Origin of the sequence: Methylobacterium oryzihabitans, from assembly GCF_004004555.2 — a bacterium.
GTDB classification, from domain to species: domain Bacteria; phylum Pseudomonadota; class Alphaproteobacteria; order Rhizobiales; family Beijerinckiaceae; genus Methylobacterium; species Methylobacterium oryzihabitans.
Genome location: NZ_SACP01000001.1, coordinates 298313 through 312492, shown reverse-complemented (window position 1 = coordinate 312492; position 14180 = coordinate 298313). Strand labels below are relative to the sequence as shown.

Annotated in this window: 12 protein-coding genes; 6 read left to right on the top strand and 6 right to left on the bottom strand. The window is 72.7% G+C overall.

The features are described 5' to 3' along the window. Window positions 1-255 precede the first annotated feature (255 nt). From EOE48_RS01415 to EOE48_RS01405, 3 genes are all read left to right on the top strand, one after another. Window positions 256-1395, top strand: coding sequence for a zinc-binding metallopeptidase family protein (locus EOE48_RS01415; protein ID WP_127726976.1), 1140 nt, complete (start codon window positions 256-258; stop codon window positions 1393-1395). A gap of 493 nt (window positions 1396-1888) precedes the next feature. Next, window positions 1889-3622 (top strand): dihydroxy-acid dehydratase, encoded by a 1734-nt coding sequence (ilvD, locus tag EOE48_RS01410; RefSeq protein ID WP_127726975.1) that lies wholly within the window; start codon window positions 1889-1891, stop codon window positions 3620-3622. Continuing rightward, window positions 3609-4478, top strand: coding sequence for a tetratricopeptide repeat protein (locus EOE48_RS01405; RefSeq protein ID WP_127726974.1), 870 nt, complete (start codon window positions 3609-3611; stop codon window positions 4476-4478). The genes ilvD and EOE48_RS01405 overlap by 14 nt, the downstream gene beginning before the upstream one ends. 18 nt (window positions 4479-4496) lie before the next feature. Here the strand turns inward: EOE48_RS01405 and EOE48_RS01400 are convergent, their stop codons facing one another. Together EOE48_RS01400 and xth are read right to left on the bottom strand one after the other, a co-directional pair. Then, a complete protein-coding gene (locus EOE48_RS01400) occupies window positions 4497-5120 on the bottom strand; it encodes a glutathione S-transferase family protein (RefSeq protein ID WP_127726973.1) in 624 nt (207 codons plus the stop codon). A gap of 38 nt (window positions 5121-5158) precedes the next feature. Then, window positions 5159-5950 (bottom strand): exodeoxyribonuclease III, encoded by a 792-nt coding sequence (xth, locus tag EOE48_RS01395; protein WP_127726972.1) that lies wholly within the window; start codon window positions 5948-5950, stop codon window positions 5159-5161. 101 nt (window positions 5951-6051) lie between these two features. Here xth and EOE48_RS01390 point away from each other — a divergent pair, with 101 nt between their 5' ends. From EOE48_RS01390 to glpX, 3 genes are all read left to right on the top strand, one after another. After that, a complete protein-coding gene (locus tag EOE48_RS01390; RefSeq protein WP_127726971.1) occupies window positions 6052-6744 on the top strand; it encodes a ceramidase domain-containing protein in 693 nt (230 codons plus the stop codon). 188 nt (window positions 6745-6932) lie between these two features. After that, window positions 6933-8252 carry a homoserine dehydrogenase gene (locus EOE48_RS01385; protein WP_127726970.1) on the top strand — a complete coding sequence of 440 codons (1320 nt, stop codon included), beginning with the start codon at window positions 6933-6935 and terminating at the stop codon, window positions 8250-8252. A gap of 94 nt (window positions 8253-8346) precedes the next feature. Beyond that, window positions 8347-9345: a class II fructose-bisphosphatase gene (gene glpX, locus EOE48_RS01380; RefSeq protein ID WP_127726969.1), complete on the top strand. Its 999-nt coding sequence runs from the start codon at window positions 8347-8349 to the stop codon at window positions 9343-9345. A gap of 147 nt (window positions 9346-9492) precedes the next feature. Here glpX and EOE48_RS01375 read toward each other — a convergent pair whose 3' ends face one another. From EOE48_RS01375 to EOE48_RS01360, 4 genes are all read right to left on the bottom strand, one after another. Beyond that, window positions 9493-10596, bottom strand: a complete 1104-nt coding sequence (locus EOE48_RS01375; RefSeq protein ID WP_127726968.1) for a protein-glutamate methylesterase/protein-glutamine glutaminase — start codon at window positions 10594-10596, stop codon at window positions 9493-9495. Beyond that, window positions 10593-11441: a CheR family methyltransferase gene (locus tag EOE48_RS01370; protein WP_246153889.1), complete on the bottom strand. Its 849-nt coding sequence runs from the start codon at window positions 11439-11441 to the stop codon at window positions 10593-10595. The genes EOE48_RS01375 and EOE48_RS01370 overlap by 4 nt, the downstream gene beginning before the upstream one ends. A gap of 5 nt (window positions 11442-11446) precedes the next feature. Next, window positions 11447-11920 (bottom strand): chemotaxis protein CheW, encoded by a 474-nt coding sequence (locus tag EOE48_RS01365; protein ID WP_127726967.1) that lies wholly within the window; start codon window positions 11918-11920, stop codon window positions 11447-11449. Window positions 11921-11994: 74 nt separating this feature from the next. Further along, entirely contained in the window at window positions 11995-14169 is a 2175-nt protein-coding gene (locus EOE48_RS01360) for a HAMP domain-containing methyl-accepting chemotaxis protein (protein WP_127726966.1), read from the bottom strand. Window positions 14170-14180 lie beyond the last annotated feature (11 nt).

The window sequence follows — 14180 nt, the reverse complement described above, 5'->3', positions numbered from 1 at the left end:
CGCGGCTGTACTTCGGAAGGATGTCCTCGGAGGGCAGGGTTCTACACGGGCAGGCCCCGGTCGTCAGCAGCGGGTTTTCGCGTGGCGGACACTCGGGTTCGGCATGCCCCCGGAGGAAAACCGTCCCGGCCGAGTTTCGCAAGACTCGTGCCGCCTGTGGATCGACTCGGAACCTGACGCAGGGCTAGACCTTACTGAGAGACGAGGCGCTGCGCTGCGGCGGCAACCCCCGGCGCTCGGGCCACGGACGCACCCATGAAGATCTTCCAGTGCCAAGCCTGCGAGCAGCCGCTGCATTTCGAGCATGCGCGCTGCGAGAGCTGCGAGCGGCCGGTCGGCTACGATCCGCTCCGGACCGACCTCGTCGCCCTGGAGCCCGAGGGCGAGGCGTGGCGGGCCTTCGCTGAACCCGCCAGCCGCTACCGGCTGTGCGCCAATGCCGGGTTCGGCGCCTGCAACTGGCTGGTCCCGGCCGCCTCCGGCGAGTCCTACTGCCTCGCCTGCCGGCACAACCGGGTGGTGCCCGACCTCTCGGTCGACTGGAACCTCGTGCGCTGGCGCGAGATCGAGGTCGCCAAGCGCCGGCTGTTCTACTCGATGCTGCGCATGAACCTGCCGCTTGCCGACCGGCGCAGCGACCCGGCCGGCCTCGCCTTCGACTTCCTGGTCGATCCGTCCGAGGCCCATCTCCTCGGGCCGCCGGTGCTCACCGGCCACGACAACGGCCTCATAACCCTCAACCTCGCCGAGGCCGACGACGTCGAGCGCGAGCGTCGCCGCACCCTGTTCGGCGAGCACTACCGCACCCTGCTCGGGCATTTCCGCCACGAGATCGGGCATTACTTCTGGAACGTGCTGGTCCGGCACGACCCGTGCCTGCCGCGGTTCCGGGCGGTGTTCGGCGACGAGCGCGCCGATTACGGCCTCGCGCTCCAGCGCCACTACGCCCACGGCCCCGGCGAGGGCTGGCAGGAGCACTTCGTCTCGTCCTACGCCACCTCCCACCCGTGGGAGGACTTCGCCGAGACCTGGGCGCACTACATGCACATCGTCGACACGCTCGAGACCGCGAGCAGCTTCGGTCTGCGGGTCGAGCCGAAACTGCGGACCGGGCTCGACCTCGGCGCCCGCATCGATCTCGATCCCTACCGGCACGAGTTCGGCCGCCTGATCGAGGCGTGGCTGCCCCTGACCTTCGCGATGAACTCGCTCAACCGCAGCATGGGGCAGTCGGACCTCTACCCGTTCCGGCTCACCCCGTCGGTGATCGGCAAGCTGTCCTTCGTCCACGACCGGATCGCCGCCCGGCCCGACTCGAACGATTCGATCGCCGACACCCTGCGGGCGCTGATCGCCGGCCTGCGCCAGCGCGTCGCCTCGCCCCGCTACGCCTGAGCGCTCCGTCCCGGTTCCGCCGTCGCCCCGCCGCAAGCTTAGCTGTGGCGGGGTGGCAACACCGCGAAACCATCCCAGGTTTGCCTCAGGGCCTGCCCGCCCCCGCCGCGATCCCGCCATAAACCGGCGGCACCTCAACGGCCACGTCTAAGAGATTGTGGTCTCAGCGGTTTATCGGGCCCGATCGAATCTTTCCAAGCCCGCTTCCGACCCTGGCGGACGAGTCGTCCGGCCGCGGTGCGTGGCGGTCCGGCCTGCGGCCGGAAACGGTTCGTGCAGGGGAGGGAGTGCACGGGAACAAGGCATGACGGTCGGTCGAGACTGTCATGCAGCAGCCTACGGGACCGGACATGGAGAAACCATGTTTGTTCCGGAACCAGACAGGGAACCACAGGGGGAAACGGGCTTCGCCGGGTTCGGTTGCAGGCCGGGCGACGTCGAAGGACCGGACGAACCGGTCCGCCGGAAGAGAGAACGGGTACGGGACAAGGCCATGGACGCGCGTCACACCACCGACAAGTCGAAGCTGCCGAGCCGCTACGTCACCGAGGGGCCGGAGCGGGCGCCGCACCGCTCGTACCTCTACGCGATGGGGCTCACCCGCGAGCAGATCCACCAGCCGCTGGTCGGCGTCGCCTCGTGCTGGAACGAGGCCGCCCCGTGCAACATCTCGCTGATGCGCCAGGCGCAGTCGGTGAAGAAGGGCGTCGCCGCCGCCGGCGGCACCCCGCGCGAGTTCTGCACCATCACGGTCACCGACGGCATCGCGATGGGCCATCGCGGCATGCGCGCCTCGCTGCCCTCGCGCGAGGTCATCGCCGATTCGGTCGAGCTGACCATGCGCGGCCACGCCTACGACGCGCTGATCGGGCTCGCCGGCTGCGACAAGTCCCTGCCCGGCATGATGATGGCGATGGTGCGCCTCAACGTGCCGTCGATCTTTATCTACGGCGGCTCGATCCTGCCGGGCTCGTTCCGCGGCCGTCCGGTGACGGTGCAGGACCTGTTCGAGGCGGTCGGCAAGCACTCGGTCGGCGCGATGAGCGACGACGACCTCGACGAGCTGGAGCAGGTCGCCTGTCCGTCCGCCGGCGCCTGTGGCGCGCAGTTCACCGCCAACACGATGGCGACCGTCTCCGAGGCGATCGGCCTCGCGCTGCCCTACTCGGCGGGCGCGCCGGCTCCCTACGAGATCCGCGACCGGTTCTGCGCCACCGCCGGCGAGATGGTGATGGAGCTCGTGGCCAAGAACATCCGCCCCCGCGACATCGTCACCCGCAAGGCGCTGGAGAACGCCGCCACGGTCGTCGCGGCCTCCGGCGGCTCGACCAACGCGGCCCTGCACCTGCCGGCGATCGCCCATGAATGCGGCATCCACTTCGACCTGTTCGACGTCGCCGAGATCTTCAAGCGCACCCCCTACGTCGCCGACCTGAAGCCCGGCGGGCGCTACGTCGCCAAGGACATGTTCGAGGTCGGCGGCATCCCGCTGCTGATGAAGACTCTGCTCGACCACGGCTACCTGCACGGCGACTGCCTCACCGTCACCGGCCGCACCATCGCGGAGAACCTCGCCAAGGTGGCGTGGAACCCCGACCAGGACGTGGTGCGCCCGGCCGACCAGCCGATCACCCCGACCGGCGGCGTCGTCGGCCTGCGCGGCAACCTCGCCCCCGAGGGCGCGATCGTGAAGGTCGCGGGCATGCCGCTGGACAAGCAGGTCTTCACCGGCCCGGCCCGGGTGTTCGACAACGAGGAAGCCTGCTTCGAGGCGGTCAAGAACCGCCAGTACGCCGAGGGCGACGTCCTCGTCATCCGCTACGAGGGCCCGAAGGGCGGCCCCGGCATGCGCGAGATGCTGTCGACCACCGCCGCCCTCTACGGCCAGGGCATGGGCGACAAGGTCGCGCTCATCACCGACGGCCGGTTCTCGGGCGCGACCCGCGGCTTCTGCGTCGGCCATGTCGGGCCGGAGGCGGCGGTCGGCGGGCCGATCGGGCTGCTCGAGGACGGCGACGTCATCCATCTCGACGCGATCCAGGGCATCCTGTCGGTCGACCTGTCGGACGACGAGCTGGCCCGGCGCCGGGCGGCCTGGCAGCCGCGCGCCAACGATTCCACCTCCGGCTACCTCTGGAAGTACGCCCAGACCGTCGGACCCGCCGTGAACGGGGCCGTGACCCATCCGGGCGGCGCCCAGGAGATCCTGTCCTATGCGGACATCTAGGGACGGCTCCGGCCGTGCCGGCCGCGGGCTCCTGTTGACTGCGGTGCTGCTCGGTTCGGGTCTCCTCGGGCCGGGGCTCCCCGGCCCGGCCGTCGCGCTCGACGCGACGGCCCGCATCCCGGTCCCGCCGGCCGGGGCCTACCGCAACGCCCGCGAGGCGGTGCGGACGGGCGTGCGCGACTACAATGCCGGCGACAAGGAAGGGGCGGCCCGCGCCCTCGAATACGCCGCGGGCCAGGGCCACGCCCTGGCGCTGTGGAAGCTCGGCCGCATGTATGCCGAGGGCGACGGCGTCCCGCACGACGACCTCAAGGCGTTCGAGTTCTTCTCCAAGATCGCCGACGAGAACGCCGACGACGGCCCGGATTCGACCAACGCGACCGTGGTGGCGAGCGCGTTCACGGCGCTCGGCCGCTACTTCCTCGACGGGATCAAGGGCTCCTACGTCCAGCCCAACGTCGAGCGCGCCTACGACATGTTCAACTACGCGGCGACGTATTTCGGCGACCCGAACGCGCAGTACAACCTCGCCCGTCTCTACCTCGACGGCACCGGCGTGACCCAGGATCCGCGGCAGGCGGCGCGCTGGTTCAACCTCGCGGCCGAGAAGGGCCATCCGGCGGCGCAGGCGCTGCTCGGGCAATTGCTGATGAACGGCCAGGGGGTGCCGGTCCAGCGCGCCCGCGGCCTCGCCTGGCTGACGCTCGCCCGCGACGCCGCCGAGGGGCCGAAGGACCAGTGGATCGTCGGCCTGCAGGAGCAGGCGCTCGCCGCGACCTCCGAGCGCGACCGCGCCGACGCCCAGGCCCAGGTCGACGGGTTCTACCGCCGCAGCGCCACCGCCCGCGCGCGGTAGGCCGCGCGGAGGCACGGGCTATCCGCGGCGGGCCGCCAGGGCCGTCCGGAACGAGGGCCGCGCCAGCGTGGCGGCGACATAGGCGGCCAGCCGCGGCCAGCGCCCGGCATCGACCTCCTCCCCGGCCATCGCGAGGTTGGCGAACCCGACCGTCACCGACACGTCCGCGAGGCTGAAGCGGTCGCCGGCCAGGAACGGGCCATCGATCTGCGCCTCGATGTGGTCGAACAGCGGCGGCAATTCGCGGGTGAGGGCCTTCTCGACCACCGCCTCGTCGCCCGGCATCTTCATGAGCTTGGGCCGCAGCACCCGGTGCACGAAAGGCTTGATCAGCACCGGAAACAGTTCGGTATCGCCGAACTCGTCGAACCAGATCGCCCGGCCGAGGTCGCGCGCATCCGCCGGCAGCAGCGCCGGCGCCGGGTGGCCGCGCTCGAGGTAGTGGATGATCGCCGAGGAATCGGCGAGGCGGAACCCGTCGTCGTCGATGGCCGGGATCTTGCCGACCGGGCTCGCGGCCTGGAAGTCCGGATCGGGATCGTGGAAGCGCAGCGGGACGTGCTCGAACGGCACGCCCTTCTCGGCGAGCACGACCAGCACCTTGCGCACGAAGGGCGACAGCCCGGTGCCGTACAGGATCATGCGCACCTCCCCCCGTCTTTGACCCAGGGGCATATAGGTCAGTCCAGGTCGAGATCCACCGTCACCGGCACGTGATCCGACGGCTTGTCGAGGCCGCGCAGGTGCTTCTGCACCGAGGCCGAGACCAGACGGTCGGCGGCCTGGGGCGAGAGCAGCAGATGGTCGATGCGGATGCCCTGGTTGCGGGGCCAGCAGCCGGCCTGATAGTCCCAGAAGCTGTAGACCCCCGGCCGTTCGTCGCAGGCCCGCAGGCCGTCGGTGTAGCCCTCGTTGAGCAGGGCCCGGAACGCCGCCCGGCTCTGGGGCAGGAACAGCGCGTCGTGGATCCAGGCATCCGGGTCGGCGGCGTCGGCGCGCTCCGGGATCACGTTGTAGTCGCCGGCCAGCACCACGAACTCCTCGCTCTCGCGCAAGGCCCGGGCATGGGCGTGCAGCCGGCGCAGGAAGGCGAGCTTGTAGTCGTATTTCGGCGTGCCGACCGGGTTGCCGTTCGGCAGGTAGATCGAGGCGACCCGCAGCACGCCCCCCGGCGTCGGGATGCCGGCCTCGATGTAGCGGGCCTGCACGTCCTCGGGGTCGCCCGGCAGGCCGCGGCGGATGTCCTGGAGCGGCAGCGGCCGGCGGGCCAGCAGCGCGACGCCGTTGAACGCCTTCTGGCCGTGGGTGGCGACGACGTAGCCGGCCTCCTCGATCTCGGTGCGCGGAAACGCGTCGTCGACGCATTTCAGCTCCTGGAGGCAGACGATGTCGGGCTTCGCCTCGTCGAGGAAGCCGAGCAGGTGGCCGAGGCGCTGCTTGACCGAATTGACGTTCCAGGTGGTGATCCGCATCTCGCCCCGCGCGACGGCTGCCGCCGGCCGGGCCGGCGCGGCCCGTCATCGGGGTTTCGCGACGCGCTGGCAAGGCGGGGGCGAATCTCGAAGGACGGGCGATGGCGGGCGGGTGGTGGGAGCCGGTGCGGGCCTATTGCGAGCGCACCGGCCCGGAGGTGTGGGCCGAGCCGCTGAACGCGGTCTCGAACGCCGCGTTCCTGGTCGCGGCCCTGGTGCTGTGGCGGGAGGGCCGGGGGCGGCGCGACGCCACCGCGGCGGCCCTGACCGGGCTCGTCGCCGTCATCGGCGTCGGCAGCACGCTGTTCCACACGCTTGCCGTGCGCTGGTCGATGCTCGCCGACGTGATCCCGATCGCGGTGTTCATCCACGCCGCCTTCCTGGTGATGGTCCGGCGCCTCCTCGGGCTCGGCGCCGTCGCGGGCGTGGCCGCGACCCTCGCCTTCGCGGCCGCCGCCGCCGGGTTCGAGCCCGCCCTGTCGGCCCTCGCCGGCACGCCGCTCGGGCCGGCGACCAACGGCTCGATCGACTACGCCCCGGCGGCCCTGGCGCTGGTCGGCGTCGGCGCGGCCGGGCTCGCCGCGGCGCCCCCCGGCCGGCGATGGGCGGGACGGGCGCTGATCGGTCTCGGCCTCGTCTTCGCGGCCTCCCTCGGAGCCCGCACCCTCGACCCGAGCCTGTGCGCCGCGGTTCCCGTCGGCACGCACTGGCTCTGGCACCTGCTCAACGCCGTCGTGCTCTACGGGCTGGTCCGCACCGCCCGCCGGCTCGGTCCGGCCGGCCACGCGACGTAGCGGCAGGGACCGTGGAGCGCGAACCGGCCGGGCTTCCTTGCGCGGGGACCTGAACCGTTGCAGAAGGACGCCGCCCGCGGGGCCGCCCCGGCGGCCCGCCCGGGTCCGTCCGCCCGGGCCCGGATCGTGCATCATCGCCCCGTTGGCATGCGGGGCGGCGCGGCGGATGATGCTGAGGATGCTCGACCATGACACAGGAACTCCGCCTCGGCATCGCCGGCCTCGGAACGGTCGGAGCCTCCGTCATCCGCATGATCGCCCGCCGCGGGGAGGCGCTGTCGCGCACCGGCATGACCATCCGGGTCACCGCGGTCTCGGCCCGCGACCGCAGCCGCGACCGCGGCCTCGACCTCTCCGGCGTGACGTGGTTCGACGATCCGGTGGCGCTGGCGCGCTCGGGCGAGGTCGATTGCGTCGTCGAGCTGATCGGCGGCGCCGAGGGCGCGGCCAAGCGGACCGTCGAGGCGGCGCTCGCCGCCGGGAAGCCGGTGGTCACCGCCAACAAGGCGCTGCTCGCCCATCACGGCCTCGCCCTCGCCCGGGCCGCGGAAGCCTCCGGCGTGTCCCTCGCCTGCGAGGCCTCGGTCGCCGGCGGCATCCCGGTCATCAAGGTCCTGCGCGAGGCGCTCGCCGGCAACGCGATCTCGCGGGTCTACGGAATCCTCAACGGCACCTGCAACTACATCCTCAGCCGGATGGAGCTTGAGGGCCTGACGTTCGAGGCGTGCCTGAAGGACGCGCAGGCCCTCGGCTACGCCGAGGCCGACCCGACCTTCGACGTCGAGGGCTTCGACACCGCCCACAAGCTCGCGATCCTCACCAGCCTCGCCTTCGGCACCGCGCCCGACGCGGACGGCGTCTCGGTCGAGGGCATCTCGGCGATCACGCCCCTCGACCTGCGCATGGCCGACGAGCTCGGCTACCGGATCAAGCTGCTCGGCGTGGCGGAAGCCACCTCCGCGGGAATCGAGCAGCGGGTCCACCCGACGATGGTGCCGAAATCCTCGGCCATCGCGCAGGTGATGGGCGTGACCAACGCGGTCACCATCGACAGCGACGCCCTGCGCGAGCTGACCCTGATCGGGCCGGGCGCCGGCGGCGAGGCGACCGCCTCGGCGGTCGTCGCCGACATCGCCGATCTCGCGGCGGGGCGCACCGCCCCGGCCTTCGGGCGCCCGGCGACGGCGCTGGCGCCGCCGGCCCGGGCCGAGATGCAGCGCCACGAGGGCGGCTACTACATCCGCCTCTCGGTCCACGACCGTCCCGGCGTCGCCGCCGGCGTCGCGACCCGGATGGCCGAGCGCGAGATCTCGCTCGAGAGCATCCTGCAGCGCCGGTCCGAGGTCGCGGCGACCCAGGACAGGCGCGGGCGGTCCGGCATGCCGGTGCCGCTGGTGCTCATCACCTACGCGGCGACCGAGGCCGCGATCCGCGCCAGCCTCGACGCGATGGCGAGCGACGGGTTCCTGGCCGAGCCGCCGCAGGTCATCCGCATCGAGCGGGAATGACGGGATAACGGCGCGGAACGACGATACGGTCGAGCTTCAAGCGGAGCCCGACCTGCCCTAAGACGGGCGACACGCAGTGGGGATGAGCCAAGCAATGTCCGACGCGACCAAGACCAGCCCGAGCCTCGTCATCGAGCGGATGCTCACCCTCGAACTGGTGCGCGTCACCGAGCGGGCCGCGGTGGCGGCCGCCCGCCTGCGCGGCCAGGGCAACGAGAAGGCCGCCGACCAGGCCGCCGTCGACGCGATGCGGCGCGAGCTGAACAGCCTGCCGATCGACGGCACCGTGGTGATCGGCGAGGGCGAGCGCGACGAGGCGCCGATGCTGTTCATCGGCGAGCGCCTCGGCAACGGGTCGGGCCCGAAGGTCGACATCGCGGTCGACCCGCTGGAAGGCACGACCCTGTGCGCCAAGGACATGCCGGGCTCGATCGCCGTGATGGCGATGGCCGAGGGCGGCACGCTGCTCGCCGCGCCGGACGTGTACATGCACAAGATCGCGGTCGGCCCCGGCTACCCGGCCGGCATCGTCCACCTCGACGCGACCCCCGAGGAGAACATCCAGGCGGTCGCCAAGGCCAAGGGCGTCCCGACCTCCGAGATCACCGCCCTCGTCCTCGACCGGCCGCGCCACACCGACCTGATCGCGGCGATCCGCCGGACCGGGGCCGGCATCCGGCTGATCTCCGACGGCGACGTCGCCGGGGTGATCTTCACCAGCATGCCGGAGGAGACCGGCGTCGACATCTATCTCGGCATCGGCGCCGCCCCCGAGGGCGTGCTGGCGGCCGGCGCCCTGCGCTGCATCGGCGGCCAGATGCAGGGCCGGCTGATCCTCGACACCCAGGAGAAGCGCGACCGCGCCGCCAAGATGGGCGTCACCGACCCGGACCGGATCTACTCGGTCGACGACCTCTGCCGCGGCGACGTGGTGGTGGCGGCGACCGGCGTCACCGACGGCGCGCTGCTCAAGGGCGTGCGCTTCGGCCGCGACGTGATCCACACCGAGACCATCGTCTACCGCTCCTACACCGGCACCGTCCGTCGCATCCAGGCCGAGCACCGCAACCTCGGCAAGTTCAAGCTCGGCTGACCGGGCCCCGGATCGGGGCCGTACCCCTCCGGCCGCCACCGTCTCGCCAGCCCGCGCGGCGCGGGAGCGAAGCCGGGACCGGCATCGCTTCGGCGCCCGCACGGGCGATCGCCGCGATCCCGCAGGGTCCGTTCCGGCGATCGGCGCTCAGGCTCCCGGCCGCGAAGCCGGCCTGGACTGAGCCGAGAACCGCATGATCTCGGCGGCGAGGCGGTCGAGGGGCGCGGTTCGCACCGCGGCGCCGCGCCCGATCGCCTCCTTGGGCATGCCGAACACGACGCAGCTCTCCTCGTCCTGCGCGATCGTGTGCGCGCCGGCCCGGCGCATCTCGAGCAGCCCGTTGGCGCCGTCGTCGCCCATCCCGGTCATCAGGATGCCCAGGGCGTTGCCCCCCGCCGCCTGGGCCGCCGAGCGGAACAGCACGTCGACCGAGGGGCAGTGCCGCGAGACCAGCGGCCCGTTGCGGATCGACACCGTGTAGTGCCCGCCGCTGCGCTGGAGCAGCATGTGCCGCCCGCCCGGCGCCACCAGGGCACGGCCGGGCAGGACCGCGTCGCCGTCCTCGGCCTCCTTGACGGCGATCGCGCACAGGCCGTCGAGCCGCCGGGCGAAGGCGGCGGTGAAGTGCGCCGGCATGTGCTGCACGATGACGATCCCCGGGCAGGCCGCCGGAAGGGCTTCGAGGACGTCGCGCAGGGCCTCCGTCCCGCCGGTCGAGGCGCCCAGGCACACCACCCGGTCGGAGGCCGCGACGGTGCGCCCGGGGAGCGGCGGCGGCAGCACCGCGTCGGCCGACAGCTTGGCCTCGACCGGGCGCATCGCGCTCCGGGCCGGACGCGGCCGGGCGCGGGCGGCGGCCCGCACGGCGTCGCGGAGCCGCTCGGACGACTCGACCAGGAACTCGCGGGTATCGACCCGCGGCTTGGGCAGCACGTCGACGGCGCCGGCCTCCAGCACCTCGAACAGCGTCCGCGAGCCGCGCTCGGTCAGCGTCGAGCACACGATCACGGGAATCGGCCGCTGCGCCATGATCTTGCGCAGGAAGGTGAGGCCGTCCATGCGCGGCATCTCGAGGTCGAGGATCAGCACGTCCGGAACCTCGTCCCGGATCCGCCGCGCCGCCGCGAACGGGTCGGCGGCCGTACCGACGACCGCGATGTCGGGCGCCTCTTCGAGGATCCCCGTCAGCGTCTGCCGGACCGAGGCGGAATCGTCGACGATGAGCACGCGGATGGGAGCGTCCCTGGTCACGGCAGCGGATCCTTGGTCCGGCGGAACACGGTCGACGCATCCTGGATCAGGCCCGGCACCCCGGTGCCCGCCATCGATTCGGAATGGCCGACCACGAGGTAGCCGCCGGGGCGCAGGTGCCCGGCGAGCCGCGTCAGCACCGCCTTCTGGGTCGGCTTGTCGAAGTAGATCAGCACGTTGCGGCAGAACACGATGTCGACGTCGCGGTCGACCGGGTAGGCGTCGTCCATCAGGTTGAGGTGTCGGAACCGCACCCTCCGGCGCAGCTCGGGCACGATCCGCCCTTCCGCCCGCGCCGGATCCCGGGCGGTCATCACGTAGCGCCGGCGCAGGAGCGGCGGCACCGCGTCCAGCATCGCGGTCGGGTAGATGCCGGCGGAGGCCACCCGCAGCACCTCCATCGAGACGTCGGTGCCGAGCACGACGTAGCCGGGCCCGGCCCCGTCCACCGCCATCGCGTCGAGCGCCATCGCGAGGCTGTAGGCCTCCGCCCCCGTCGAGGCGGCGGCACTCCACACCTTCAGTATCGCCCGCCCGGGGCGGGACAGGCGCGGCACCATCTCGTCGCGCAGGCAATCGAAATGCGCCGGCTCGCGGAAGAAGTCGGTCTTGTTGGTGGTGACGCAATCGACCAGATGCACGAACTCGTCGGCGAGGTGCCCGGCCTCGAACAGGTGGCGGCCGTAGGCGTCCAGGCTGTCGAGGTCGAGGGCCCGCATCCGCTTGCGCAGCCGGCCCTCCAGCATCGTGCGCTTGGTGTCCGGGATCTGGATCCCGACCCGGTCCTGGATCAGGTCGGCGACCGCCCGGAAGTGGCGGTCGCTCAGGGTCTCGGCGGCCGGCACGGCGCTCAGGCCGCCATCTCGGGGGCGAGGAGGGCGCCGTCCTCGCCGGCCAGCAGCGCGGCGAGGTCGAACACCACCACGAAGCTCTCGCCCCGCCGTCCGATCCCCGCGATGTAGTCCGACCGCCAGCGCCCGCCGACCTCGGGCGCCGCCTCCATCTCGGCGCTGTCCAGTTCGGTCACCTCGATCACCCGGTCGGCCACCACACCCACCCGCAGCGGCCGTCCCCGAACCGGAACGTGCAGCAGGATGATCCGCGTCGCCGGCGTCGGCGCCGCCGGCGCCAGACCCAGCCGCACGCGCAGGTCCACGACCGGGTAGCTCTGCCCGCGCACGTCGATCATCCCCAGAAGCGAGCCCGGCGCCTGCGGAAGCGCCGCCGCCGGACGGTAGTCGAGGATCTCGTGGACGTGCTCGACGTCGATCCCGAAGGTCTCGGGCCCCAGGCCCAGCGTCAGGTACTGCCACACGCTCGCCATCGCGGCGCTCCAGCGGTCGGACCGGCCGCGGCCGGTGGCTTCGGGGGGCGGGGACCGATCCCCGCCGTGGCTCGTCAGGCGGAGCGCCGGAACTCGGCGTCGTGGGCGTCGCCCTCGCCCATGTCGAGGGCGAAGCCGCCGCCCGCGGCGCTGCGGGCGGGCTTGCGTCCCGCCCCTGCCGGGCGCGGCCGGGCGGTCGCGGGGGCCGCCATCCGGGTGGCCGCGCCGCGCAACTGCGCCAGCGAGGCGTCGAGCGCCGGGGCCGGCGCGGCTTCGAGGCGGAAATACGCGATCGTCGCCTGCAGCCGCTCGGCCTGGGCGGCGAGCTCCTCGGAGGTCGCCGAGACCTGCTCGGAGGCGCTGGCGTTCTGCTGCGTGACCTTGTCGAGCTGCTGGATCGCCTGGTTGATCTGGGCGGCGCCGACATCCTGCTCGCGGCAGGCCGCCGTGATCTCCTCGACCAGCGCGGCCGTGCGCTTGATGTCGGGCACCAGACGCCCCAGCCGCTCGCCGGCCGAGCGCGCCGCGGCCACGGTGTCGTCCGACAGCGTGCCGATCTCGGCCGCCGCCGCCTGGCTGCGCTCGGCGAGCTTGCGGACCTCGGAGGCGACCACCGCGAAGCCGCGGCCGTGCTCGCCGGCGCGGGCGGCCTCGACGGCGGCGTTGAGGGCCAGCAGGTCGGTCTGGCGGGCGATCTCCTGCACGATGGTGATCTTGCGGGCGATGGTCTGCATCGCCTCGACGGCCTGGATCACCGCCGCGCCGCTGGCCTCGGCGTCCCGCGCCGACTGGCGCGCGATCGTCTCGGTCTGGCCGGCGTTGTCGGCGTTCTGGCGCACGTTGGCGGCCATCTCCTCCATCGAGGCGGACGCCTCCTCCGTCGAGGACGCCTGCTCGGTCGAGCCCTGAGACAGTTGCTCGGCCGACGCAGACAGCTCCTGCGAGCCTGCCGACACGTTCGATGCCGCATGCGTGGCGTCCGCCACCACGGCGCGCAGCCGCTCCAGCATCGTCTGCAAGGCGAGCCCCATCGTGTCCCTGTCCGACAGCGGCTTGGCCGCGACGGTGAGGTCGCCGCCGGCGATCGCGGTGGCGAGGCCCGCCGTCGCGCCGAGATTGGCGGTCATGCGGTTCATCGCCGCCACGAGGTCGCCGATCTCGTCGCGGGAGGTCCCGCTCACGGTCTGGCTGAGGTCGCCCGCCGCCACCGCGTCCGCAAGGGCGACGGCCCGGCCGAGCCCGCGGGAGATCGACACGGCGAGCCATGTCGCCAGCCCGAGGCCGAGGAGCAGCGCGGCGGCGACCACGGCGACCAGGGCGGTCTGCCCCTGGGCCGCCTCGGAGCGGGCGGTGGCCACCGCGCCGGTCATCCGGCGGTTCTGGAACTCGGCCAGGGCATCGAAGGCGCGCAACGCCGTGGTGGTCGCGGTCGCGTAGTCGCCCGAGGCGAGTTCGACCGCCCTGATCGACGAGCCGGTCTCGACGGTGGCGAGCGCCTTCTGGAACGAGCCCGACCAGGCGCCGAACTTCTGCCGCAGCCCCTCGGCGCTGCCCGCCCCGAGGCCGCCCAGACCCACGAGGCCGTCGAAGGCCCGGCCGATCTCCTCGCGGGTCCGCCTGGCCGCCGCGACCCGCTGTTCCAGCGCGGCGACGGTGGAGGCCCCCAGCGCCGACTGGAGCTGACCCCAGGCGCGCTCGACGCGGACCTCCAGCAGGGCGGCGGACCGCGCCACCTCGTCGTCGGTCCCGGAGCGGCTGCCGGCGAGGGCGTCGAGGTCGGACCGCAGCGCGGCCATCGCCGGCCGGCCGACCGCCTCGATCTCCGCCAGGGCGCGGATGCTCGAATTCTGCTGGGTCAGCTCCAGGGTCCGCAGGCCGACCGACCGCTGGGTCTCGTACTTCGCCAACAGATCGTCGAACAGGCGCCGGCCTTCCTCGGACGTGATGTAGGTCCTGGCCTGCGCCATGGCGGCGAGGCCGGCCGTGCGGCTGTCGGCGGCACGCTTGGCGAACTCGGCCATCTGGGCGTCGTCGGGGCTGATGACCGCGGCGCGGACGTTGGAATTGTCGCGCAGCGCGTGGGCCTTGGCGTCGAGAACGAGGTTCTGCACCTCCGCCCGGCTGACCACGTACTTCATCGCCTCCTCGTCGGCCGTCAGTCCCCGGTAGCCGACGCCGCCCGCGGCGGCGGTGAGAAGCAGCGTGGCCGAGAAGCCGAGCGCCAGCTTGGCCTTGATGGTGAAACGCATCGTCGACGCCC

Bases quoted from the DNA above. Each gene is read 5' to 3' on its own strand.
- EOE48_RS01360 (WP_127726966.1), bottom strand. From the start codon at position 14,169: ATGCGTTTCACCATCAAGGCCAAGCTGGCGCTCGGCTTCTCGGCCACG.
- xth (WP_127726972.1), bottom strand. From the start codon at position 5,950: ATGCGGATCACCACCTGGAACGTCAATTCGGTCAAGCAGCGCCTCGGC.
- EOE48_RS01400 (WP_127726973.1), bottom strand. From the start codon at position 5,120: ATGATCCTGTACGGCACCGGGCTGTCGCCCTTCGTGCGCAAGGTGCTG.
- EOE48_RS01415 (WP_127726976.1), top strand. From the start codon at position 256: ATGAAGATCTTCCAGTGCCAAGCCTGCGAGCAGCCGCTGCATTTCGAG.
- ilvD (WP_127726975.1), top strand. From the start codon at position 1,889: ATGGACGCGCGTCACACCACCGACAAGTCGAAGCTGCCGAGCCGCTAC.
- glpX (WP_127726969.1), top strand. From the start codon at position 8,347: ATGTCCGACGCGACCAAGACCAGCCCGAGCCTCGTCATCGAGCGGATG.
- EOE48_RS01385 (WP_127726970.1), top strand. From the start codon at position 6,933: ATGACACAGGAACTCCGCCTCGGCATCGCCGGCCTCGGAACGGTCGGA.
- EOE48_RS01405 (WP_127726974.1), top strand. From the start codon at position 3,609: ATGCGGACATCTAGGGACGGCTCCGGCCGTGCCGGCCGCGGGCTCCTG.
- EOE48_RS01390 (WP_127726971.1), top strand. From the start codon at position 6,052: ATGGCGGGCGGGTGGTGGGAGCCGGTGCGGGCCTATTGCGAGCGCACC.
- EOE48_RS01365 (WP_127726967.1), bottom strand. From the start codon at position 11,920: ATGGCGAGCGTGTGGCAGTACCTGACGCTGGGCCTGGGGCCCGAGACC.